The sequence below is a fragment of the Ktedonobacter sp. SOSP1-52 genome, assembly GCF_016587395.1.
In genome coordinates this window covers 1,361,062-1,384,447 of sequence record NZ_BNJH01000001.1, presented here as the reverse complement: position 1 = coordinate 1,384,447, position 23,386 = coordinate 1,361,062, and the positions used below count along the sequence as shown (strand labels likewise).

Here is a 23,386-nt window from a genome sequence, read left to right as displayed (position 1 = left end):
GTGCAGTCCATGCCGCTCGATAACCGGAAGGCGGCTCACATCCAGCAGATGGTAAATAAAAGCTTCACCGGGCGCCAGCGTAATATTGTGCTGGTCACCAATACTGCTGGCAACTACAGCTATAGCGCGATGGCGGTCGTCTTCCGACCCGACCTGGCCGTCGATCCACAAATACCCAATCAAAGCGGGATGCCACCACATGCGCAAGCGGAACTCGTGCTGATCGCGCCCCTGGGCACCAATCTGACCGGTGTCGTCTTCATCGCCGACCGCGACCACAGCAGCCGTGCAGGCTGCGCCCAAGTACGAGATTATCACCAGCGTTCCCGCCGGCATCATCCCAGGCGGCACGCATCTACGTGTCTACCTGCGCCGCTTCAGATAGAGTTGTGGGTGTGTTGGAGGCGCCTCGCCTCCAACGCACCTTGACCCGGTAGGGCACCCGATAAAGAGTACAAACGGCGAGCCATTCTGTGGGCAAACAAATGACACCTCCAACACACCTATAACCCCGGTGAACCACGCAGTGACGAGAAGTCTACGCGACCTGAATGTATATAAAGAAAGGATCAATGCTATGAAAAATAAACAACAGCTTGATATACATATGCACAACTCCTTTCACGAGGCGGACGCGATCCCGCCCACAAGTACGCGCCCCACACTGGAGCCTGATGCCTACCCCGGCAATCCCTATAGCGTCCGCAATATGTCCTCTCTGGCCCATGACCCCATTCAACCTCAGTTCGACAGCGAGCTTCCCACGCACCAGGACCTGGGCTTTGCCGACCAGCTAGAAATGGAGCTCTGGCTGGGCCTGGAGATAACCCCATCACTGCCAGCGACGCCTCCCCCGCTAGCGAAGGATGAGCGCCCAGGCGACCTGGCCCCTCAGGCCGAGGAGATGCTAGATGAGCAGCTACGCAATGAGGATATTGGGGAGAAGATATATCCCGAGGTATTCATGGATCAATCCAACATCAATAGCCATCGCAGTCGTGACCTGACCCTCCAGGCCCAGGGACTCGCAGACGACCAACTCTGGCAAGAAGAACAATGGGAGGACGGCGAGCAGGAGCCAAACGCATGAACCAGCACCCACATCAGCTAGGTGCGCGGTTTACAAGCACCGCTGCCTCTCAACAACCGATCACTATCACAGAGGCGCGTATCATTGAACGCCTGGCAGACGCCAGCGTAGGTGCCGGGCATGCCGTGCGCGTGACCGTCATCCAGGGCGGGCGCTCCAAAAAACGGCTTCGTCTATGACCAGGCAGCGCTGCGACAGATCGCGGCGCTGCTGGAAGACACGCACGCCTACGCCGATCACTCGCGCTCGGAGGCCGATCTCCAGACGCGCAGTGTCCGCGATGTCGTGGGCTTCTACCACGATGCGGAGTATATCGCGGACCCGACAGGACAGCCAGGACATGTCGAAGCCACCCTGCACATCTTCGAGGCCGCCAACTGGCTCTGGACACTGATCAACGAGGCCTGTACCCTGGGCCGCCCCGAGCTGATCGGTCTCTCGGTCGACCTCTTCGGTGCCTGGCAGGTCAACGAAGCCACGGGCGCGAAAGAGATCAGCGCCATTCACACCCTCAACTCCTGCGATGTCGTTACTCGACCCAGCGCGGGCGGCGCCTTCCGCCGCATTCTCCACGCCGAGTCGTCACTATCGTCACTACCAGAAGGAGAACATCCTATGGCAGAGCAGCACAACACGCAGACCTCCGAAATCACCTCCTCACCTTCTATTACTCCGATAGATGCGCCCATTACCAGCATCCCTGCTATCGCCACCCAGGAGATCGACCGCCTGCGGGAGGAACTGCAACGCCAGCGTTGCGAGCTGCTGTTGGAGCGCCGCCTGAGCGAGAGCATCCTGCCCGAGCCAGTCAAGTCCCAGGTGCGAGGTCGCTTCCAGCAACGCCTCTTCGAGGAGCAAGAGCTGGAGCACGAACTCTCCGCCGCGCTCACCATGATGGCCCAGTTGACGCGCGACGGTCTCGTGCGCGGTCACGGCTATGAGAAGGCTAGCATTAAGGGCATGGTAAGCGAGGCCGAAAAGGTTCAGGCCTCCTTCGACGCCATGTTTGACCTGGAGATCGACACGGGCCGCCTGGGCAATGTGCGCGGCTTCACCAGTATCCGCGAGGCCTATACCCGCGTGACGGGCGATTCCAGTCTCCAGGGCGGCATCAGTGGCTCCAGCCAGCTTGGGCAGCTTCCTATGTCTCCTTTCGGTCCCACGGGCTTCATTAGCGAGGCCGATGTCACCACGGCCAGCTTCTCCTACCTGCTGGGATCAAGCATGAACAAGCGCCTGCTCAAAGACTACCAGGCCTGGCCCGCCGAGTGGATGAAGTTCGTCTCCATTGCCCCCATTCGCGACTTTAAGCAGCAGAGTCGCGTGCGCATGGGTGCCTTTGGTAGCCTCGCCATCGTGCCCGAGGATAGCCCCTACCAGAGCATCACGCTGGGCGATAGCGCCGCCACCTACGTAGCACAGAAGCGCGGCAATCTCGTGCCCATCTCGCGTGAGGCCATCATCAACGACGATCTGCACGCCATTAAGCAGATTCCTGGCAAGCTGGCCGTGGCCGCCGCCTATACCCTGGCCGAGTTCGTCTATGGCTTCCTCGCCAACAATCCCAGCATCTACGATGGGCAACCCCTCTTTACCACGGGCGCGCCCCACAACAACCTGGGAGCGCAGGCCCTCTCAACGGCCGCGTTACAGCTTGGCGTCACCGCTATGCGCGAGCAGACCAACTTCGCGGGCAAGCGCATCGGCCTGCGCCCACGCTACCTGATCGTGCCACCCGAGCTAGAGTGGACCTCGATGGTCGTGACCAAGTCAGCCGGAATCCCCGGCTCACCCAATAACGACATCAACCCCATGCTCGGCTACGTCCAGCCTATCGTCTCGCCCCAGCTGACCAGTTCTACGCAGTGGTTCCTGGCAGCCGACCCACGCGAGATCGACACCATCGAGGTCGGCTTCGTTGGTGGGCAGGTCAACCCCGCCCTCTTCATCCAGGACCAGCCCATGCTCGGCCTCAACTTTACACAGGATGTCCTGACGTTTAAAGTGCGTCACGAATACGGAGCAGCGACCGTGGATTTCCGTGGTCTCTACAGGGGCGTCTAGAGCCTTCTTGTAGGGTCCATGCTTGCATGGACTCGCCCGGCCCGCAGGACGACTCCCGGGTGCGGGGAAAGTCGCTTCGCTCGGAGTCCAAGCTAGCTTGAACCCTACAAGCTCTCCTAAAGGAGCCTTAGACATGAGTGGATTTACTAATAACGACGGCTCTGGTCTGGTTGGCGCGCTCAATCCGCAGGGGATCGGGCAGGCTCTGCGCGTCGACGCAGGCGGGAACCTTCTTGTCACGGGCGGAACACTCCAGAACGCCCTACTCAACGGCAAGAGTTTTAGTGCCACCACGGGCAAGCAAACGGCCAGCAGCGCAGCGGTCGTGGCCTGCTCACTCTACAACAATACCAGTGCCAACGTCCTGCTCTACTCGATTGCCTGCCTCTCGGGCAGCACACGAACGCACCAGCTCACACGCGGCAGTAGCAACCTCTCCCTGGGCAGTAACGCACTCGTCAGCAATGCCAGCCTGGGCGGGAACAGCTCGCTCCTGCCCGCTGGCAACTTGACCTATGCCAATAGTAACCAGACGATCAGTGGCACGGCGCTCGACGCCTTCAGTGCTCCGGCAGGCCAGCTCATCGAGGTCCTGGGCAACGGCTCCTTGCTCCTGCTGCCAGCCAGCACCAGCAACAGCCTCACGCTCTACCTCGACCTCGCCGCCGCCGGAGACTGGAAAATCACCTATAAATGGCTTGAAATATAAGTGTATTGGCGGACGGGCTGCGCCCGTCCGCCAATACACCTGATCCGTGAGCCACGTAATGATGCAAAGTTAATGTGTTAAAGAACATAAGAAGGAGCAAGCATCATGATGAACATTATGGAAATCAACTTTGGTCGCTATAGCGGCACGCAGACCTGCCCCATTGGCACCTATGTCAACATGCGTACCTTCGCCTATTACCAGCAGGCTAGCGATGGGACGCTTCCCCTGGCGGGCACGTGGCACCTGGTCAGCACAAATGCTACCCTGACCGCCACGGTCATCGCCAGCACCATCAACACTGTTCTGGGAACAACCTATACCGCTGGCAACTTCCATAGCTACAGTGCAGGCAGCGATGCCCTCCCCGCCAGCCAGCTCGGCCAGGCCTGCAACGACGCGTAGGGCCTCCTACCGGGCGGGGCAACCTCAAGCATAGGCGCCAGATTTATCGCGCGCAAGGCGATTTATCGCAGTGATACAGAATAGCAAGCGTTTCCCATATTACGATATCCCATAGCAAGCAACGACAGGGCATAGAGCGGATTACCACTCGGTACTCGGGCGATAAATCGCCTTGCACGCGATAAATCGGGTGCCTATGAGTTTAAAGACAGATATGGGTTTAAAGACAGATAGGAGGAGGACAGCATGGTGCAGATCATCAAGCGTGGCTTCATCGCCAGCTTTAACCCAGCAACCTATACTTGCTCGGTCTACCTCATGGAGGCGCAAACCGTCACGCTTGATAACGTACCGGTCGCGCTCCACGTGGACAATACAAGTATGCTGACCGGGGCTTACTGCGCCATCCTCTTCTTCGATGAGCATAATCTCAATGACGCCGTCGTCATCGCGGCCTATGCCAGTCCCACCAGTGGCAGCGTCCCGGCCTATAAACCGGGACGCGTCGCCTTCATTCCTAAATACAAAATCTACGACGCCAGCCTTCCCATCGGCGCGACAACCGTCACGGCGGCGGGCGTCAGCAACATTCCCGGCGCGGCCAACGCCGTGCTCTGTAATATTGCCTACATCTGTTCCAGTAGCGCAAGCGCGACCCTGAGCATTGGCCCCACGGGCGCGCCCACCTGTACTATGAACGTCCAGGCGACAAATAAGGAGATCGACATGAGCTGTACCGTGCCCCTCAGCGGCGGACAGTTCGTGTTGAACGCCAGCATCGCCAGTTACGCCACAGTCTACATCTATGGCTACATCATGTAGTGCGCCCGTAGGGTCCATGCTGGCATGGACTGCGAGCGAAGCGACCTTGCCGCGGATGGGTATCGGCCTGCGGGCCTCGGAGTCCATGCCAGCATGGACCCTACAATGTGTTGGATGTACAGCAAAAATAAAAAGAAAGGACACAACACCATGCCAGAGCAGAAACCGGGCCGCAACCCCAAGAAAAATACCCCGCAATTCACCCTGCGCTACTGGATCGAGCGGATAGAGCAACAGGTCAACGCTCTGCTTGATGGCGTCGACCTGGACGAGCTTAACGGCAAACAACGCCTGGAGCTGGCGATCAAGTACATTGGCCTACTCCAGCGCTACTACCTCATCGAGCAGGGGCAAGAGCAGGCCCAGAACTCAGACGACGAGACCTATGTCCAGCAGAAGATCATCGATTTGGCGGAATGGATGCGCACACCACCCTCACATCGTGACAAAACGTTCGAAGATGAACAGGAGGAATAAAAAAGCCTATTACTATAGTACTCATTGATTTACGCATATCCTGATGCATGTTAACATGAGGCATGCTTCAAAGGTTTTTGGTAGTGTGGTATTCGGAGTAGGAGCGTAGCAATGATTGCCCTCGTACAAGACAATAACGACCTGGCCTATGTGCTCGAAAAGTTTCTCGAAATGGAGCACATAGACGCCACCAGTTTCCCTAGCATGCTTCATTTTAACCTTCAGCGTTCACAAGGCTACGAGATGCTTGTAGTAAGTAGCGATAGTATTATAAAAGTGGGGCTGCCCCTGGAGATGCTCCTGGGCAGCCCCATCCCAACCATTGTTACCACCGCCTACGATGAGGTGGCCGACTGGTGCAGCGAGCACGACATCTCCTGTCTGCTGCTCCCCTTCACGCTGCACCGCTTTCTCAAATTTCTGCACCACAGCCAGGCCCAGGCCCTACAAGCCTGATTGCCAGAGACACCCGGCTCGCTATCCCACCCACCCGGCACCTCTTGACCATATAAAAATTTATAATCCGAAACACATTAGAACATATATAACTATCAATACTGGGAATGAAGAGATTCTGTCTTTCATAGGCGCCACGTTTACGGCGCGCAAGGCGATTTATCGCCTGAATACCGGGTTGCAACGAACCATATCATCCGGTGGCGCATCCTATAGGGCTTCTCTTCATCCGAGGGCAAGGCATAAGCGTATGGTATACATACCTGTTACGCCGTATTCCTGCGATAAATCCCCCATTCGGGGGCGCGGCTGGCACCTATATTTTGCTGGCTCGTGAGGCCAGGCGCCTCTGGCGGCTCACTTCGTAGAGGCAGATGGAGGTGGCGCAGGCCACGTTCAGTGAGGAGGCAGAGCCTACAAGGGGGATTTGCACAACCGCGTCGCACAATTCCTTATAGGCCACGCTCATGCCCCAGGTTTCATTTCCGACGACGAGGACCGTTGGCACAGTAAAATCATGCTGCGAGATTTCCAACTCGGCTTTCTCGTCGGTGCCAATAATCTGTAAGGCGCCAAGCTTCTTTTTCGCGCTTTGCAGCCAGGGTTCAATATCTCTCTGCGAGGGCAGCCTGACCGTTGGCAAGGCAAAGAAGGAACCGGTGCTCGCACTAATCGTTTCAGGATCGTAAAGGTCGACGGCATGACCGGTGAGAATCAAGCCATGGGCCTCAAGCGCGTCACATGAGCGAATGATCGTTCCCAGATTGCCAGGGCTGGCTGGTCGGTCAAAGACCACTACAAGTAGATTCTGAGTCAGGGGAATGCGTGCCAGGTCGTCCTCGGGCATGGCAACCAGCGCCAGCAGCTCTGAACTCTCGGCTTTATTGCTCAATTTCTCTAGCAAGTGCAGGGGAACTTCAAAATGCGTCTGCGCCTGTGAGCGCGCTAAAATACCCTTCGCCCAGTCCGAGAGCTGCTTTTCGCGCGAATACACGAAGGCATTGATTGTCCAATGGTGCGCAAGCGCCTGGTTGATAGGTCGCACGCCCTCAATAAAGAACTCTTTGTGGCGGAGCCGTTTCTCCCGTTTCCTACGGAGTGTTTCGATGTATTGAAATTGGTTATTCTCTGAATAAATCTTGACTATGTTCGGTCTCTTCACGTCTACTATCCCTCTATCCCAGATTATCCACCAGATGCAGGTGGATACTTTTTCCGTATCTTACCCGGTTTTTATGGATTGGGCAAACTTTTACGGCATAGCGAAAAGAGGGAAGGTGCGAATGAAGATCCTCCGCACCTTCCCTCTTTGCTTTTCGCCAACACGAGCTACGCTGACTTGCCCTTTCCAAGCAGACCACCGAGCGCGGCCAGACCGATACCCAGGCCTATTTGCACGATGAGAGTGATCGCTATACCCACACCTAAACTAGATAGGTAGTTTCCTACCTCACCAATGCGCGTAATCACTCCCCAGATAGAGGCTACACTGATAATTAACACTATAAAATAGACCACAAAGAAACAGAGGCTCGCCAGCAAACCTGCCAGGGTGGCGGCTGTCACATTTCGCGCCTGGCGAGCGGCGAATAGACCTGCAAGGAAATAGATCACCCAGTAAACCAGGGTGAAGATAATAGTCGGTATATAGGAAAGGGCTTCAATGGAGCTTTGGGAATATTCAGCACCCATCAAAACCTGAATGAACATACGGCCCACACCGGCATCGATAAGATTAGCAACCACCAGTATCGCGCCGAAGATCAGCCCATATTTCAAAACGGCGGCCCTTGTGGTTTGTGGTCGCGCGGGCTGAGGCGGATAGCCAGGAGAAGGATAGCCAACAAGTGGCGTACCAGGCTGACTGGGATAGCCTGCATAATTGGGCTGCCCAGGCGCTGGCGGATACGCCTGGGGCTGCCCCGGCTGCTGGGGGGCTGGTGGGAATGATCCGGGATAATTCGCTGGGCCGGGGGATGGTGGTTGTTGCACGATATTACTCCTTATCTCTTACAAACCGGGGGCGGGAAAACCTCCTGTATCATGGTCATGAGCGGCTTACACAAGCCAGTATAGCACCTTTTACAGGAGCGAGTATGATATATTCCACTTTTTATCGTAGAGCGTCAGGCAGTCTATCTCGTCGTGTCATATCACATCGCCAGGTCATTTTATAACAAGTGGGAGGCGGGGCTGATAGCCCCGCCTCCCACGCCCTCTTGCTTTATGGCAAAGTGCTCAGGTAAATCAGGCTACCGGAAACACCCGAGCAACGGTCTGGGGATCGGGCATTATTGTGGGCTGAGTATCGGGCGTTGTTGAAGGTGTGGCCTGGCCTTTGCTCGTTATGATCTTCATCTCAATGGCGAGCATATACTTTCCATTGGGCGACCAGAACAGCTGAGAAATTTGCACTGCACCCTCTTTGTAGACATGCACGACCTTGCCGCTATTAGCAGCTACAACCGTGACATTGCTTTCATAGCTATTCTTACCCAGTTGCGTAGAGCCATTATAGGCTACTTGCTGACCATCAGGTGACCACGTTACTAGGTAGGCGCCAGAATAACTGGTGACCATTTTATTGGCCTCCACATTCCACACTTGAATGAGCGCAGGAGCATTCATCGCATATTTGTTGAAGGCCAGATTATGCGTTTTGGGCTGGAAGGCAAGCGAGCCAGGGTTACCACCGCCATTCTGTTTGAAGACAAGCGCACGGCTAGAGAGCTTCCAGGCCCAGATAAAATTTGAGCTTGTGGGATCGCCACCTTGCGTATTGAAAACAGTCGTGGCCAGGTACTGACTATCTGAGGACCAGGCCAGGCCCTCTCCATTGTAGCCACTATCCCACTTCAGCGTGTAGTCAAGCGTAGCGGTCTGTGCATTCACAACCTGAATGTAGCCGTAGGGTCCCGCGCTCACGTTTAACGCGATGGATTTACCATCAGGCGACCAGGCAGCAGCCCTAAAGCCCAGGCCACCGCTGGTGGGGAACAGAGTCGAGTAATGCGAGCCGCCAACTAGTGAGCTCATAGCCCCTGGAGTTGTCGTGCGTGCCAACGATGTCGTATACGAGCGCACCACCGTACCCGATTGACTGTTGGCGATACGCAAGGCCTGATTCGTCGCAATCGCGAGCGACTGGCTATCTGGCGACCAGGACACGCCATAAGCCCACTCACCCTCCCCAGGAAGCTTGATTGCCTGGAGCGTCTTACCAGTTGTCGCTGACCAAATCTTTACACCATCATCAGTGGTGGAGGCAATCCTCTGGCTATCGTTTGACCAGGCCACACTCTGGAAACCCATCTGGTCACCTGGAATGGTTACAGCATTGTTGCCAGTAGGCTGCGGTGTAGGCGACGGCTTTGGCGTTGGGCTAGCTACCGCTTTAGGATTGTTTGAGCCAGAGGCACCCAGTTGGGCGAAACGGCTCTGCGCGACAAAGAAGCCGCCGACCAGGACGGCCAGGATAATGACGGCGACCAGGAGGCTCAGAGAGCGCTCGTAGCGCCTAAGACCAGTTTTTTTATCGTCCATGATGTTTTTTCTATTTCCTCGCTGTATGCGTTGTGCCTGAAACAGCGCTTGCTCCTGCGGAGCTGGCAGAGGCCTGAGAGGCGGACGCGACGCGACGCCGATCTTTTCTATCAATCCGCGCTGCTCCACCAGGCGCTCTTCCACCCGCTGCAACACCTGCTGATAGCGTGTAAACTCTGGATCATATACACGCTGTAGATCCTGCACCAGGCGTACATCCACGTCCTCAGACTGCTGTCCAGGCAGATATTCTTGACCCATGGTCAATATCTCTTCAATTGACTCATCTACGCGCTGAGGGGAGAAAGGCTCATTGTGTTCATTCATGCTATGTGTTCCTCCTACTCATTTTCGTAGACTTTGCGTAATAATTTGACTGCGCGTGAGAGCATGACACGGACCGAACCCTCACTCTTCTGCACAATAGTCGCGATTTCAGCGCTGCGCAGGCCATGAGCAAAACGTAGGCGTACCAGTTCCTGTTGCAGAGCGGGCAAACGCTTAATATGCTCCTGAAGGCGTGTCGCCTCCTCTTTACGAAGCAGCACGACTTCAGGCGTCACATAGTCCTGCTCATATTCCTCCTCTGGCACGAATTCCAGGGAGACGCCCTGCCGGCGCTTGAGCTTGCGATGATGATCCGTCACCTTGTTGCGCGCCACGCACCAGAGCCAGGCCTCCTGTTCCTTCGTGCCCAGGCCTTCAAAGCCTGAGCGCTCCAGAGCCGCCAGAAAAACGTCGAGGAGCAGGTCCTCCGCATCCTCCAGCGAGCGCAGATGCCGGTACAGATAAGCCAGGAGCGCTGGCGAGTATTGCCGATAGACCGCGGTCAAATAGGCCTTATCATTTAGCGAGGGAGTGTGCTCTTGCCGCATATATTCCCCTGCATTCTTATTCCGAAATCCAACGTCACTGTCGTGACTAGCGCTTCGCGCTCAGGGTTTCGGATAAGAAGTACTTTATGTATTTTTGAGATCTCGCAGAACACATCGTTTAGGTGCAATTTTTGTTACAACAGCTTTTCAGGCAATCCACAAGGGGGATATTTGGGGGAGACTCGCCACTGCGTGGCTCGCCGAGTATAAGAGCTGGGATGAAGTTCAAGAGGTGGCCAATGATACCACAAGTTACACCCTCAAACGGAGCGATGAGAGCGCATTTCCTATCGAAAAAGGGCTTATTAACGGTGAGCTCTGGAGGGTTATAGAGGATAAGTTAGAAGAGCGCTTGCGTCCGCGCATGCTTGAGCGCTATGAGCGCGGCGAGACGCTTAATTTCGGCGACCTCCTTCTCGATACCCGTGGCATAAAACGCAATGGCTATACCAATGCCTGGCACGAGATCGCCAATGCGCGCTTCGAGGGACAGCGGATCTCATTGCAAATTGGCAACGAGTGGGAAAGGTTGCCGGGGAAGATTCCCCTGGCACGGCTCTGCGTCGAGATGATTCAACATGCCAGGAGTGGAGGTATAATAGGCAGGCGTTAAGCAGTATAAATAGAGAAGGAAGAGCAACATGCCCACGATTGAGATATTTCTCCATGAGGAGCAACCAATTGATCCTCACGCAGTGCGCGAGCTTTACACTAGCGTCGAGTGGTGGCCTGAACGGACCGAAGAGCAGATCGCCCAGGTCCTTGCCAACGATGTCGCGGTCGGCGCCTGGGATGGCGAGCGCCTGGTTGGCTTCGCGCGCGTCATTTCTGATCATACCTTCCATGTCTATATCGAGGATGTAATGATCCACCCCACCTACCAGCGGCGAGGCATCGGCCAGCTCTTGGTATCCCGCTTGCTAGAGGCACTCCCCGATATCAAGACCATCACGCTCTTTTGTCAGGAGAAGCTTCTCCCTTTTTATGAATTACAAGGGTTTCGTGCCTTCCCCTCCCAGGTCGTTATGCACCGCATATCCACAATTAAGTCTGAAATTTGACCGCTTTCACAACGCATATATAGTGGTGTTATAGGATTGCTCATGCAAGGCATCTATTAACTCTACAGCTATACAATTACCAGGAGAACGCGTATGAAGCCTGGAGATCCACCCGAAGGGGCATTGTCCGAGTCCTCAATATGGATGAAAATTCGCCATCCACATATTACTCTGGTGGGGAACTATGGCCTGGTGCTGGTCTTCATCGTGCTCTCAATTAGCATTATCGCTGGGAGCGCCAATCATTTCTGGGTGATCGCGCTCAGCGTCCTTCTGACGTCAATAACGCTCCTGCTGGCGCTGTGGGCCTCTGGCTCGGGCCAACGCACGATGTATTTTGGTCTGGGCGCGCTAACTATCAGCGTTGCCACAGTCTTTGTACAGGCTATCATTCGCGGGGAGCAGTATCTCTGGCTGCCGGAGACAATAGATATGCTCTTGATCATGATTACGCCTATCGTGATCGCGCGCCACCTCTTTTTGCGCCACATTATCAACATGCAAACGCTGCTGGGGGCACTCTGCATCTATCTCCTAATCGGGCTGTTCTTCGGCTGTCTCTATACAGTCTTTGATTTCCTCATTCCCGTATCGGTCTTTACCACAATCGTGAAACCGACTATCAGCGACTACCTCTATTTCAGCTTTGTCACCCTTACCACGCTGGGCTATGGAGACCTCGCTCCCGAGGGCGGCTTCGCCCGCTCCCTGGTCGTCATCGAGGCCCTCTCCGGCCAGCTCTACCTCGTCACAGTCATCGCCCTGCTCATCAGCTATATCAGCGGCAAACAATCAGACAAACATCCGTGACTTAAATCTAATTTGGAGAGACTCATGATGGTGTGGACAGTTTCACCCTGCCCTATTTGACTAAAAGCGGACAAGCTCGCATGAGATATCGTGAGTGCCAGCCGCGCGACGATAGCCGAGACGCATCATATGCCCAACAAGGAGAAGCCAGAGGAGTTCAACGCCCTCATTCTGGATTTTCTGGGAAGGCTGTGAAGCCTTCCTTCTGGCTTACGATGCGACGATGGAGAAAGCCTTTACAGACCCCCGCTTGCTATGGTAGCATTGCGCTTACTGAAGATTATCTATCTTCGGTAAATACAATAGGGAAATTTATCGGATGGGTTGGGACGTAGGAACTTGATTGCCTCCCCTGGTGTCAGACATCGAAGCGATGCGGCAGTTTTTTACGGTCGTAAAAGGGGCGCGATTGAAGTTTGAACAGCATACTGCGTTTCGGCAATAGCTGATGTTCGCCGGTAATTTTTCACAATAATGTAATGGGCCAGCACCCCTTGACTTTGTTCCGTGTGCTGCGATTAAAAAAATTCAGGGGGTTGCTGTATGTCGTTGACAAAACGCACAGGTCTTCCTACATTACGAGGGCGCGAGGCTCTCGTCATCGCCTTCCTCATTGACTCGCTCGGAACCGGGCTTTACCTACCCTTCTCACTCCTTTACTTTCAAAAGATCGCGGGACTTCCCCTGCCAGCCATTGGCGTGACGCTGACCATCGCGACCTTCCTGACCATGCCGATAACGCCGGTCACGGGCACCCTGGCGGATCGCTGGGGGGCGAAGCGAGTGCTCGTGATCAGCCAGTTGCTTCAAGCGGTCGGCATCCTGGGCTATCTCTTCGTCCACGATATCCCGCTGCTCTTCGTCACGGCCTTTCTGGAAACGATTGGCAACCGGATCTTCTTTGCCTCAGCCTCCGCGCTACAGGTCGAGGTCGCGGAGGCCGACGAGCGAGATCGCTGGTTCGCTTTCATAGGTGCGATTCGTAGCCTGGGCCAGATGATGGGCGGGCTGCTGGCTGGCTTCATTATCTCGTTCGGAGGAGATAATGGCTATCGGGCGGTCATCCTGGCGAATGCGCTCAGTTTCCTGCTGATGGCCCTGCTGCTGCGCTGGCACAGGTCCGGCACACGCGCACAGCCAACCGAACAGCTAGCGAACGCGGACGAGGCCAACCTGGTCGGCTACCGGGCTGTGCTCGCGGATCGCCCGTACATCGTGTTTGTGGCGTGCAACGTCGTCTTCGCGCTCTGCGCTATTCTCCTGTCCATCGGCCTTCCCATCTACGCGACAGAGGCGCTGCACGTCTCGTCCGCGATTGTGGGAGCCTTGTTCACCTGCGGCAGCCTGCTGGTGATCTGCACCCAGACCTTGATAATGCAGATTCTGGGAGCCTATCGCCGCACCCGTTCGCTGATCGTGGCCTGCCTGATCGCGGTGGCAGGCTGCCTCCTGCTTGCACTGGCCTTGCGTATCTCCGGCTCCCTGCTCATCCCCTATCTCTTCGGAGCAGTGATCGTCTATACCGTGGCCGGGCTGATCTCAGGCCCTATTGTGGGTGCTATCGCGGCGGCTAGCAGTCGGCCACAGGTACAGGGACGCTATATGGCGCTTATGGAGCTTTCGTGGAATCTGGCCGGAGCCATCGGGCCTATCGCGTTCACCGCGCTCTACGCCCTCGGTCCCGCCTGGCCGTGGGTGCTTCTCGTCGGCCCCTTGTTGATCGTGGCCGTGGTCATCCACCAACTCGAAGCCCATCTCGTACCACAGGCCATCTATGCTCGCGCACCCGTCCTGGCAGAAGAGGAAGATGAGGTCCGAAGCTAGGCAACCAGCGCTTCCATGAACATATTGCTTAAAAAACTGCTCCCATACACCCTTGACAGTTAGCGATATATCGTTTATGCTTCGAATAAAGATAACGATATATCGCATTGTATGATAGCGGTAAAAATGAAAGGGGGGAAGAGGCATGAATCCTGCTACCGTCCTCGACTTCGTGAGCTTGTTCTTCGCCGGTATCTTAGCTGGCGCACTTTTCATCATTGACTACGGTGTAGGGCACGCAGTCGCCGCCATTCTGGACGAACAGTCGCAGATCCAGGTACGCCAAACCCTGATACGAAGCCTGCGTATATTGATGCCTGCCATATTTATTCTGACGATCCTCCTGGGAGTTGCCATAACAGTTCTAGATGGGTTCGATCAGGGCTTTACTTTCCGCTTAGCAGGACTGCTTGTTGTGCTCGTCAGCTTCTTGCTCGCGCTCATCGGCACGGCCCCCATCAACGCAGCCGTGCTCACCTGGCAGCCTGCTGCGCCGCCGAAGAATTGGCGGACGCTGGTCAGTCGGTGGCAGCGATTCGATAGGGCTCGTACATGGGTAGCGATCATGGCATTTGCGCTCTTCTTAACGGCCACGGCACTCAAGCTGACCGTTCATTGACCTTTGAGAATGCGGCCTCAAAGGATATATCGTTAATAACGGAAAGGAAAACACTCTATTGGAAAAAGACATAACCATTATCGGTGCGGGCCTTGGTGGTCTCACCCTCGCTAGCGTGCTGCATAGGCACGATATTGACGCCACGATTTACGAGCTTGAAGCGTCGGCGACGGCCCGTCATCAGGGGAGCGTCCTGGACATGCACGAAGAATCGGGTCAGCTTGCCTTACGGAAGGCTGGGCTTTTTGAGGCTTTTAGAGAGATTGTCATTCAAAGTGGCGATGACATGCGTATTCTTGACAAGACCGGGACCGTTCGCTGGCGAGGGTGCCAATCTCGCCATGCTTGACGGTGCAGAGTTGGCAGAAGCCATTCTTGCTCATCCAGACGACATAGAAACAGCGCTCGCACTCTATGAAGAAGCGTCATTTCCTCGCAGCGAAGCCGCCGCCGCTGCATCCGCCAGCAATCTCATCCTCAGCTTCCGCTCTGATGCGCCTCAAGGCATGCTCGATCTCATGGCTCATTATGCCCGCCAGGAAGGTTAGTTTCCACGAGCATAGCCAATGAGGCAAGAAAGCAAGGTCGGAGAAGTTTTTTCCTCTACGCACCGCCCGATCCGGGACAGGCTCCCCGTCACCTGGATACGGTGGACCCATTCTGGAATCTTTTGGACCTCACTCCCGACGGGCGTAGGACCGACTAGTATCCAGAGGGCCGCGCGTGCTTTAGCAGCGCATGACGTTTCGTTCGAGTGGCAGATTGCCTGACTCTTTTCTAAAACCCCATAAGTACTATCATACATATAGAGGGAGCAGGCTCTTTGCCGCTTCACTTAGCCGCCAACGATCTTCTTTGCCTGTGTATAGAAGGTCTGGGTTCCATCAGAGACTGAACGTTTCCCCCCAGCAATATCGTGGGCAATGCTCTTCAAGAGGTCTGCAACCTGACCCCCACCTGGCGGGTCAAGCACAGCTTTCACGCTAGTTTTATTCTCACTGTTAGACAAACGGAAGACATACTCTGCGATTGTCTGCTGAACAGTTGAGAGTTGAGGTTTGAGCAAATTGGTGGCTTTAGTAGACCCCGGAATACCACGCTCTATACCAAGGGCCTTTACAGCACTCACATCATTGAGAATGAAGTTCGTATATTTGATCGCCGCTTGTGAATACTTCGTCGTCGCAGATATGCTTAATAAGAGAGAGGGCTTGAGGTATAGGCCCGGGCTTGCCCCATTTCCTCCTGTTGGCGGCTCAATCATCCCCAATTTCCGCGTCGGCGAAACAGCGTGTGCTCCATTCTGGTAGGCCTCGAACAAATTCGAGTGGGTAATGAGAAATACCGTTTTCCCTTTAATCATACTGGAATCACTCGGTGTGCCGGAGGAATCAAATCCTTTCTGAATGCTATAGGGGAGGCAGCCACGAGCATCACGTAGTTTACTCCAGTAGTTATACCAATCGCCCACATCCTCCTGACGAAAATTGATATGCCCTTCGCGAGTATAGAGCTCTTTGCCTCGTTGGCGCACCCACAATTCAAAGTTGGTGAGTTCTCCACTGCCATCCAATGTTCCATACACCGAACCTCCCAATCCCTTCGTCAGCTCAGTCGTATAGGCCGAAAAGTCATCCCAGTTCATATTTTCTGGTGGCTGGCCTATTCCAGATTTGTTGACGGCTTCTGTATCATAGAAAAGACTCGGATAGTTTCCACCTAAAGGGATGCCATACACCGTGTTATTGACTTTACTGCTGCTAAGCAAGAGTGGATCGAAGTCCGATAGGTCGATAGACTGGTTATAGATGATCTCGGTCAGATCCAGGAGCCGCTTTTGCCTGACATATTGCGCGATATAGCGCATATCCATCTGAATCAGGTCAGGTGTATTCCCACGGGCGATGAGTTCATTCAGCTTGTTCCAGTAGACATCAAAACCATAATACTCTGAGGTGATAGTGAATGCTGGGTTTTGCTTGTGGAACAGATCGAAAGTTGTTTTCGTGAGCTGGTCTCGTGTTGTGGAACCCCAAAAAAGCATATTCAGTGCGCCCGATGTAGCGGATGCGGTGCTTGTTGTGTTCGAACTCTCGCAACCGACAAGCCCAAACACAGCAAGGCCAGCGAGGCCACTCACCCCGCGCTTGATCACGTGTCTACGATGATACATCTTGTTCATAGTGTATAGCTTTTTCCTTTTCCCTTATTTGCGATGCTCTCTTCTTCTGTATAGGCACCTCGACTGGATGGGATTCACTTTTCTCCTACAACCGAGGTGAGCTGTTTCACAATGTATTCCATTTGACTGGCTGCCTCATTTGTCGAAGTAGCGCCTCGCGTCAACTGCTCTGTCACCTGAGTCGTGACACGCAGGCTTGTTTCCAGCTTGTCGTTCATCTTTTCCTGGTGCTTGATTGAGCGTTCGATGTAAGATGCCGCTTCTGCAATGTCATTGAGCGCCTTTTGCAACTTTTCTCTGTTGAGGAAACGAATATCTCGGACAAGATCTTGGCTTAATGCGTTGATACGTTGGGCGGCGACAGATGTAGAGTTGGTATAGTATTGGACCGATTTGAACGCCACCTGGGAGGCTTCTACCATCCAGGATTGTTCTGCTACCACTGCGCTCTCTTCATCGGCCAGGGTCTTGAGGGCAAGATTGCTTTCCCGTAGCAACATCACTGCTCGGAGAATGGGGAGAGCCAGGTTTCTTCCAACGACCACACCGATGCCCAGGACGGCAACCAACACCAGGGTCACAATGACAAAAATACTGATGAGCTGCTCCCTACTGATCTGCGAGAGGCCTTTGAGCAGACAAGCTCAGAGCTTCTGGTACTACCTGCTCGATAGCGTCTGCAAGCTACGGCGTGGTGATCAATGGGGGACACGTCAGCTCTTTCATGTCACCGTTGTGCCTCCACTCATCAGGCTTCTCAGGCTGGAAGCTGGCGCTACCTCGCACTGGCATGGATACCCAGCACCTCAGGGCATTGAACGCGCCCTCTCTCCCAAGCGCTTGAGTCAGCTCAATGCCTGCCTTCCAGCCAGCGCTTCTCTCAATGGCATGGCCGATGCCCTTAAAAATGCTGCCAACCTGGCCTATGAAGTATGTAGCAACCTGGCCACACAGCATAGCTATGCCTGGCCTCAAGAACTGGCAGAACGTGTAAAGTTAACTCTTGCTCGATGAAGAAAAGTAGAGAAGCATTCTCGATAAGTTAAGAATGCCTCTCTCTTTGTTGTGCTTCGACTGCTTTGACGCCCGGCGTGATTTTAGTTCGCGGTCAGAAACACGTCATCGACATACATATATCCATAGTAGGACTGGCTGTTAGAGTTCTCGTGGTCCAGGAAGCGGATGCCAATCGTCTGGCCCGCATAGCTGGAGAGATTGAAGGTTGCCTGCACCCAGGCGCGGTCGTTAGCAGTCTTCTTAAAGAGCTGCTGCACGACCTGTCCGCTGCTGTTAATGACATCTACCTCCTGCCAGGCATACGTGCTAGAGTCATTGGTAGTTGGCCAGTAGTAGAAGCTGAGCGACGCGCTGGTAGAGGTACTGGGAATAGTCACTATCTGGTAGGCGATTGAATCCCCTTGCTGACCACTGGTGGCACCGACACGCAACGAGTAGCTTCCACTGTGTTTCTGAGTGGTCGAGCGTACCGGATTAGGCGAACCCGAGTAGGTCCAGTTGCCGCTCGCTTCAAAACCACCATTTTGAATCAGGTTGCTGCCCGTCGGCGTCCCAGTTGGAGAGGGCGTAGGTGTAGTAGATGGCGTATGCGTTGGAGTGGGGGTTGGCGTTCCGCCGCTACCGCTGCCAAACTGAATATCAAGGATGGCATGCAGTTCAATGCCGTTGGGGGCAACGCCCGTCTGACCATGCAGGAAGTCAAAGAAGCCGACACCAGTAACGGTCACAGGGACATTGGCAGTCTGGAAGCTACTCGTAACATTATAGCGGGCATCAAAGGCCGTGCGGGCCTTCTGAATATCCGACATCAACGGGCTGGAGGAGCCGACGCAGGCTGGATCTGGAATCTCGACAATCATGGTCTTGCCCGATGTATCGCTGAGGATCAGGTGATAGTCGGAGTCGCTCTCCAACTTGTATTGTGTCAGTGTTCCCTGGACCTGGTAGACGGTGGTTTCGGTTGGCTGGATACGGTTATTGGCTGGCAGAGTGCCTGGCGCGGACAAAGCAGTTAAGGTGGCAATCGTGGTTGGGGTGATTGACTGGAGATTGACCAGGCCAATATCGGCATCTGTACCTGTTTTGACCGCCCAGCGCTCCACACCACAGCTTCCCGTGCTGCTCAATGGTTGAGATCTAAGGCTCTCATGGTCTGCTTCAGCATCTTGCAGGTCCTGTGGCTGTGCGAGCTTCGCGCTGACAAGCGAGTTGTACGAATACCCCACGCCTACAACCACAAGCAGAAATACAAGGGCGAGGGCGAGCAAGAAGCGCCTTTTGACGCCAAAATCTCGGATGAGTAGGAACAATCTTTTCATACAAAACTCCCTTTCTGAATGAAAAGCGTACCCTCTTTGGTTAAGAGAGGAATGACACCAGAGGCAAAATAGAAGAGAGAATTTTTATGGTTCTCTGCATAAGTATAACGTATATTCTTTATACAAACATTATTAACGCGTTAAAGCAGCACTTTGACGTGAGCCAAGCAATGCATTGGATGCATTTTATATATCAAGCTTGAAGAGGGAGTTAAAGCTATGCAACAATTTTCGCTGCCAGGCAAGCTTCGGACACTGATTGCTCAGATTTATGGGATCACGCTGGAAGAAGCCGAACGGCTGCAGGGTGGAGATGAGTGCCTGATCTGGCGAGTCATGACCAACGAGGGTGACGTGATTGTGCGCGTAAGCCCGCCCTGGCGCTCGCCTGAACGCCTGACCTGGGCGCACCGGGTGACACTCGCGCTTCACGAGATATTACCCCAGGTCGTTGCGCCCATCCTGAGTTCGTTCCCAGAAAGTATTCAACTGGAATCAGCAATACCCCAAAGCCCAGGACCATGAGCCATACCATTTGTCGCCCAGGCTTATGTGATGAAATAGACTCCTGCCTCTTTCTTTCTTGCTGCATATATATCTCCACTCAATGATTTTGATTTCCTGCCGTTTTTGGCAAAGTACGATTCGATTGCCTTAGTCAGGGATAGCCTCCCTACATACTTCTCTAAACGCTTTACATTCTTCAAGAGTTCTGCTACATTCCTGCAGAGGAATATGCTTTTATTCTACTCTTCATATCTCAAACATTTTGAGGGTGCCAGGTAAGCGACAGGCCATATTTCTTGGGCATCCCTCAAAAAGAGGTCATTATGCTAATCATCAACATCGAGACAGCCCGTCGCTTCATCCTCGGCAAACAGGGCTTGTGGCCCGGGCGGCGCTGGCGAGGCATCGAGGGCACCGAGCAGGCCATGCACGCAATGGAGTACCTGCAACTCGACCCGCTGCACATCATCGCTCGCAGCCAGGACATTAAGCTGCACAGCCGCGTCCTCGATTACACGCCTGGCATGTGGGAAGACCTGGCCTATCAGCAGCGCAAGTTCTTTGACTGGGGTGGCTGGCTGGCCGTCCGGCCGATGGACGAGCTGCCGCACTGGCGCGTTGTCATGCGCCGCGAGCGCGATGGCCACTCTGGCAACTCGCGAATTTGCCGCATGGCGCGCGAACACGCCGATGCCATCGACGAAATGCGGGCCATCCTGCGCGAGCGCGGCACCGTGAGCAACCGCGACTTCAAGATGGCAACGCGAACGCGAACACAGAATTATCGCGGTAGCAAGGACAGCGCGCTGGCCTTGTATTATCTCTGGCGCACCGGCGAAGTGATGACGCACCACCGCAAGAACTTCGAGCGCGTGTACGCCCTCACGGAAACGGTCGCGCCTGCACATCTCATGCGCGAAAGCGGCGAGGCCGAGGCTGACCGCTTCTTGATCAAGAAGGATGTCAGCTTCTCCGGCCTGTCGCAACCGAGCCGTGTGGCCGAGTCGTTTCGCGGGCACGGCGAGTCGGATCGTGCAGCGAAGAAGCTGCTCGGAGCGATGTTGGCAGACGGCGACCTCATCGAGGTGCAGGTTGAAGGCTGGAAAAGGGTGCACTACGCGCTCGGGAGCGACGCCGAGGTACTGGGCGATGTGAGCGCTGGGCGCGTACCCAAGGCCTGGACGCCGCTGGACACAACCACGACTCAAGAGGTCGTCTTCCTCGCACCGCTCGATCATGTCAGCGCGCGAGGGCGAGCCAAAGTGTTGTTCGGCTTCGACTACGTGTGGGAGGTCTATAAGCCTGAGCACCTGCGCAAGTTCGGCTACTACACGTTACCGATTTTGTGGGGCGACCGGCTCGTCGCGCGGTTCGACAGCAAACTCGACCGGAAGACCAACACGTTTGTCATCCTCGGCTTGTGGCTGGAGGATGAGGCTCTCGGCAACGATGAGGCCTTTGCGGAGGCATTGGCTTGTGGGTTTGCTCGATTCGTTAAGTTTCTCGGCGCGAGCAAGCTGGATGCAACGGCGATTCGCGAGCCGCTGCTGCGCCAACGCGCCTGCGAATCTGAACATTCACCGTCTTCCCCAAAGCAGTCCGATGATGTATGACTAGGCCTCAGCTAAACGAAAGCTCAATCCTTTTGGCACTCTTCACCAGTACTCCAGATGACACCCATGTTTGTGCGATAATGCAAGAAATGTAGCAGGCACATGCGTATGCGTGCACGCCTGCTTTTCGTCAGGAGGAAACTATGCGCTTAGGATTACAAGTAGGCATAACGAAAACTCAAAATCGCTCCCTGAGCGATTATCTTATTGGCCTGGCCGAACAGGCAGACCAGGCAGGCTTCTCAACGCTGACAGTGCCGGACCACTTCTCGCTGCGGCCAGAGAGTACTCCCTGGCTCAGAACAGATGAGAGTAGCTCGGTACCAGCCGTGACCGATTTTTATGAGGCCTGGAGCGTGCTGGCCTTTATCGCGGCTCGCACCAGCCGCATTAAACTTAGCACCATGGTCTCTGGCATCACCATGCGCTACCCGGCAGTCCTGGTGAAGACGGCGGACACGCTGGACGCGCTCTCAAATGGCCGGGCATACCTGGGCCTGGGCGCGAGTCCTGGTTTTGGCGCCGATGAGCACCAGCGCATGGGTCTGCCCTTTCCCCCGGCAGGCGAGCGCGTGACGCGTTTAGAAGAGGTGCTCCAGATGGCTTTGCAACTCTGGTCAGGCGAGGATAAGCCCTTTGAGGGGAAATATTATCAGCTCGCAAGCACCCTGGGCGACCCCTTCTATATCCAGCGGCCCCATCCCCCCATCTTGATCGCGGGCCAGGGCAACAGGATGCTGCGCCTGATGGCCAGGTACGCTGACGTGGTCAGTATTGGCTTTGCACAAAATCTTGACGACATGCGCGCCAAGCTGGAGACTCTGCATAAGCATTGCGAGGACTTGAATCGCCCCTACGAGCAGATCCAGAAGACCACGCTCATGCTGGCGCCTACAGCGCATAATGGGCACCTGGATCCGGCAGTGCTCGACACATTCAGGGCCCTGGCCACGCTTGGGATCGATGAAGTCATGATTGGTGCTCCCGCCGATCCCGCGACCTTTGATCTCCTCGCTACTGAGTTACTCCCGGCCGTGGAAAAAATCCCCGTCACCGGGCGCTAAATTGTAGGGTCCATGCTGGCCTGGACTGGCCCGGCTAGCAGGCCGACCCCCAACGCTGGAGCATATCGCTTCGCTCGGAGTCCAGGCCAGCATGGACCCTACACATAATCAGCAAGAGAAGGAGAAGGAATCTCATATGGGCAGCATCAAACAAGCGGTTTCCTGGTGGTGTTTCGCCAACAAGGGCTTGGCGCCCCGCGAGTTACTACAGGCCAGCGCCGACATTGGCTATCAAGCTGTTGAGCTGATCGAGCCAGAATACTGGCCCCTGGTCAAGGAGTTCGGCCTAACCATTGCCTCGACCAATGGCGGTCTCTCCATTGAGCAGGGGCTCAACCGGCGCGAACATCATGCACAGTTGGAGCGGGATATCCGCGCCACCATCGAGCAGGCGGAAAAATGGGGCATCCCCAATGTGATCGTCTTCAGCGGGAACCGCCAGGGGCTTGATGACAGAACCGGGGCCGAAATTACAGCAGAGGGCCTGAGCCGTGTCGCCAGGACCGCCGAGGACGCCGGAGTCACGCTGGTAATGGAGCTGCTAAATAGCAAGGTCGACCACCCCGATTACCAGTGTGATAAGTCGGCCTGGGGAATCGAGGTCTGCCGCATGGTCAATTCGCCGCGTGTCAAACTGCTCTACGATATTTACCACATGCAGATCATGGAAGGCGACATTATACGCACCATTCAGGACCACCACGCCTATTTCGCTCACTACCATACGGCGGGCAATCCTGGCCGCCATGAGCTTGACGAAACCCAGGAACTCAACTATCCACCCATTGTACGCACAATTCTAGCCACCGGCTACGAGGGCTACCTCGGTCAAGAATTCGTCCCCCTCGGCGACCCATTGACCTCCCTCAAGCAAGCATATGCCCTCTGTAATGTAAAAATATAATTCGATGTATATGTTGTACGGGCGT

27 protein-coding genes and 2 pseudogenes are annotated in these 23,386 nt (G+C 55.0%); 21 read left to right on the top strand and 8 right to left on the bottom strand.

What is annotated here, in order from left to right:
- Positions 1-9 precede the first annotated feature (9 nt).
- From JMJ16_RS06325 to JMJ16_RS06315, 3 genes are all read left to right on the top strand, one after another.
- Positions 10-429 carry a hypothetical protein gene (locus tag JMJ16_RS06325; protein ID WP_201379357.1) on the top strand — a complete coding sequence of 140 codons (420 nt, stop codon included), beginning with the start codon at positions 10-12 and terminating at the stop codon, positions 427-429.
- 148 nt (positions 430-577) lie between these two features.
- Entirely contained in the window at positions 578-1,090 is a 513-nt protein-coding gene (locus JMJ16_RS06320) for a hypothetical protein (RefSeq protein ID WP_201379355.1), read from the top strand.
- The gene (locus JMJ16_RS06315) at positions 1,087-1,269 is read left to right on the top strand and encodes a hypothetical protein (RefSeq protein ID WP_201379353.1); all 183 of its coding nucleotides are present in this window, start codon (positions 1,087-1,089) and stop codon (positions 1,267-1,269) included. The genes JMJ16_RS06320 and JMJ16_RS06315 overlap by 4 nt, the downstream gene beginning before the upstream one ends.
- Here the strand turns inward: JMJ16_RS06315 and JMJ16_RS06310 are convergent.
- Positions 1,229-1,597, bottom strand: a complete 369-nt coding sequence (locus JMJ16_RS06310) for a hypothetical protein (RefSeq protein ID WP_201379351.1) — start codon at positions 1,595-1,597, stop codon at positions 1,229-1,231. The genes JMJ16_RS06315 and JMJ16_RS06310 overlap by 41 nt on opposite strands.
- A gap of 108 nt (positions 1,598-1,705) precedes the next feature.
- Between JMJ16_RS06310 and JMJ16_RS06305 the strand changes: the two genes are divergently transcribed.
- The 6 genes from JMJ16_RS06305 to JMJ16_RS06280 all read left to right on the top strand — a co-directional run bounded on the left by JMJ16_RS06305 (position 1,706) and on the right by JMJ16_RS06280 (position 6,023).
- Positions 1,706-3,154: a hypothetical protein gene (locus tag JMJ16_RS06305; RefSeq protein WP_201379349.1), complete on the top strand. Its 1,449-nt coding sequence runs from the start codon at positions 1,706-1,708 to the stop codon at positions 3,152-3,154.
- A gap of 133 nt (positions 3,155-3,287) precedes the next feature.
- Complete coding sequence (locus JMJ16_RS06300; protein ID WP_201379347.1) at positions 3,288-3,863, top strand: hypothetical protein; 576 nt, start codon at positions 3,288-3,290, stop codon at positions 3,861-3,863.
- A gap of 105 nt (positions 3,864-3,968) precedes the next feature.
- Entirely contained in the window at positions 3,969-4,268 is a 300-nt protein-coding gene (locus JMJ16_RS06295; RefSeq protein WP_201379345.1) for a hypothetical protein, read from the top strand.
- A 246-nt stretch (positions 4,269-4,514) separates the two neighbouring features.
- The gene (locus tag JMJ16_RS06290) at positions 4,515-5,090 is read left to right on the top strand and encodes a hypothetical protein (RefSeq protein WP_201379343.1); all 576 of its coding nucleotides are present in this window, start codon (positions 4,515-4,517) and stop codon (positions 5,088-5,090) included.
- A gap of 150 nt (positions 5,091-5,240) precedes the next feature.
- The gene (locus tag JMJ16_RS06285; protein WP_201379341.1) at positions 5,241-5,567 is read left to right on the top strand and encodes a hypothetical protein; all 327 of its coding nucleotides are present in this window, start codon (positions 5,241-5,243) and stop codon (positions 5,565-5,567) included.
- Between the two features lie 111 nt (positions 5,568-5,678).
- Positions 5,679-6,023 (top strand): hypothetical protein, encoded by a 345-nt coding sequence (locus JMJ16_RS06280; protein WP_201379339.1) that lies wholly within the window; start codon positions 5,679-5,681, stop codon positions 6,021-6,023.
- Positions 6,024-6,339: 316 nt separating this feature from the next.
- Here JMJ16_RS06280 and JMJ16_RS06275 read toward each other — a convergent pair whose 3' ends face one another.
- The 4 genes from JMJ16_RS06275 to JMJ16_RS06260 all read right to left on the bottom strand — a co-directional run bounded on the left by JMJ16_RS06275 (position 6,340) and on the right by JMJ16_RS06260 (position 10,441).
- On the bottom strand, positions 6,340-7,185 hold the full coding sequence (locus tag JMJ16_RS06275) for an RNA methyltransferase (RefSeq protein ID WP_201379337.1): 846 nt from the start codon (positions 7,183-7,185) through the stop codon (positions 6,340-6,342).
- A gap of 167 nt (positions 7,186-7,352) precedes the next feature.
- Positions 7,353-8,015, bottom strand: a complete 663-nt coding sequence (locus JMJ16_RS06270; RefSeq protein ID WP_201379335.1) for a hypothetical protein — start codon at positions 8,013-8,015, stop codon at positions 7,353-7,355.
- A 255-nt stretch (positions 8,016-8,270) separates the two neighbouring features.
- Positions 8,271-9,893, bottom strand: a complete 1,623-nt coding sequence (locus tag JMJ16_RS06265) for a WD40 repeat domain-containing protein (protein WP_201379333.1) — start codon at positions 9,891-9,893, stop codon at positions 8,271-8,273.
- Between the two features lie 14 nt (positions 9,894-9,907).
- Positions 9,908-10,441 carry an RNA polymerase sigma factor gene (locus JMJ16_RS06260; RefSeq protein WP_201379331.1) on the bottom strand — a complete coding sequence of 178 codons (534 nt, stop codon included), beginning with the start codon at positions 10,439-10,441 and terminating at the stop codon, positions 9,908-9,910.
- A 232-nt stretch (positions 10,442-10,673) separates the two neighbouring features.
- On the opposite strand from JMJ16_RS06260, the gene JMJ16_RS06255 reads away from it, so the two are divergent.
- The 7 genes and pseudogenes from JMJ16_RS06255 to JMJ16_RS53685 all read left to right on the top strand — a co-directional run.
- Positions 10,674-11,054, top strand: coding sequence for a DUF6585 family protein (locus JMJ16_RS06255; RefSeq protein ID WP_201379329.1), 381 nt, complete (start codon positions 10,674-10,676; stop codon positions 11,052-11,054).
- Between the two features lie 28 nt (positions 11,055-11,082).
- Complete coding sequence (locus JMJ16_RS06250) at positions 11,083-11,502, top strand: GNAT family N-acetyltransferase (RefSeq protein WP_201379327.1); 420 nt, start codon at positions 11,083-11,085, stop codon at positions 11,500-11,502.
- A 93-nt stretch (positions 11,503-11,595) separates the two neighbouring features.
- A complete protein-coding gene (locus tag JMJ16_RS06245) occupies positions 11,596-12,312 on the top strand; it encodes a potassium channel family protein (RefSeq protein WP_201379325.1) in 717 nt (238 codons plus the stop codon).
- Between the two features lie 543 nt (positions 12,313-12,855).
- The gene (locus JMJ16_RS06240; protein ID WP_201379324.1) at positions 12,856-14,136 is read left to right on the top strand and encodes an MFS transporter; all 1,281 of its coding nucleotides are present in this window, start codon (positions 12,856-12,858) and stop codon (positions 14,134-14,136) included.
- Positions 14,137-14,281: 145 nt separating this feature from the next.
- Positions 14,282-14,755, top strand: a complete 474-nt coding sequence (locus JMJ16_RS06235) for a DUF1772 domain-containing protein (protein WP_201379322.1) — start codon at positions 14,282-14,284, stop codon at positions 14,753-14,755.
- Positions 14,756-14,813: 58 nt separating this feature from the next.
- A pseudogene (locus JMJ16_RS53690) lies at positions 14,814-15,071 on the top strand (FAD-dependent oxidoreductase); the annotation flags it as partial.
- Positions 15,067-15,303, top strand: a pseudogene (locus JMJ16_RS53685) (FAD-dependent monooxygenase); the annotation flags it as partial. The pseudogenes JMJ16_RS53690 and JMJ16_RS53685, both read left to right, overlap by 5 nt.
- Positions 15,304-15,590: 287 nt before the next feature.
- On the opposite strand, the gene JMJ16_RS06225 reads toward JMJ16_RS53685, so the two are convergent.
- Together JMJ16_RS06225 and JMJ16_RS06220 are read right to left on the bottom strand one after the other, a co-directional pair.
- Positions 15,591-16,937: an ABC transporter substrate-binding protein gene (locus JMJ16_RS06225; RefSeq protein WP_201379321.1), complete on the bottom strand. Its 1,347-nt coding sequence runs from the start codon at positions 16,935-16,937 to the stop codon at positions 15,591-15,593.
- Between the two features lie 74 nt (positions 16,938-17,011).
- Complete coding sequence (locus tag JMJ16_RS06220) at positions 17,012-17,518, bottom strand: hypothetical protein (RefSeq protein WP_201379320.1); 507 nt, start codon at positions 17,516-17,518, stop codon at positions 17,012-17,014.
- A gap of 49 nt (positions 17,519-17,567) precedes the next feature.
- On the opposite strand from JMJ16_RS06220, the gene JMJ16_RS06215 reads away from it, so the two are divergent.
- Entirely contained in the window at positions 17,568-17,951 is a 384-nt protein-coding gene (locus JMJ16_RS06215; RefSeq protein ID WP_201379319.1) for an aminoglycoside 6-adenylyltransferase, read from the top strand.
- Between the two features lie 83 nt (positions 17,952-18,034).
- On the opposite strand, the gene JMJ16_RS06210 is transcribed toward JMJ16_RS06215, so the two are convergent.
- Complete coding sequence (locus JMJ16_RS06210) at positions 18,035-19,273, bottom strand: hypothetical protein (protein WP_201379318.1); 1,239 nt, start codon at positions 19,271-19,273, stop codon at positions 18,035-18,037.
- Between the two features lie 219 nt (positions 19,274-19,492).
- Here JMJ16_RS06210 and JMJ16_RS06205 point away from each other — a divergent pair, with 219 nt between their 5' ends.
- The 4 genes from JMJ16_RS06205 to JMJ16_RS06190 all read left to right on the top strand — a co-directional run bounded on the left by JMJ16_RS06205 (position 19,493) and on the right by JMJ16_RS06190 (position 23,361).
- Positions 19,493-19,798 (top strand): hypothetical protein, encoded by a 306-nt coding sequence (locus JMJ16_RS06205; protein WP_201379317.1) that lies wholly within the window; start codon positions 19,493-19,495, stop codon positions 19,796-19,798.
- A gap of 305 nt (positions 19,799-20,103) precedes the next feature.
- Positions 20,104-21,393 (top strand): winged helix-turn-helix domain-containing protein, encoded by a 1,290-nt coding sequence (locus JMJ16_RS06200; RefSeq protein ID WP_201379316.1) that lies wholly within the window; start codon positions 20,104-20,106, stop codon positions 21,391-21,393.
- Between the two features lie 143 nt (positions 21,394-21,536).
- Positions 21,537-22,457, top strand: a complete 921-nt coding sequence (locus JMJ16_RS06195) for an LLM class flavin-dependent oxidoreductase (protein ID WP_201379315.1) — start codon at positions 21,537-21,539, stop codon at positions 22,455-22,457.
- Positions 22,458-22,593: 136 nt separating this feature from the next.
- Positions 22,594-23,361, top strand: a complete 768-nt coding sequence (locus tag JMJ16_RS06190; protein WP_201379314.1) for a hydroxypyruvate isomerase family protein — start codon at positions 22,594-22,596, stop codon at positions 23,359-23,361.
- The last annotated feature ends 25 nt before the right edge of the window (positions 23,362-23,386 follow it).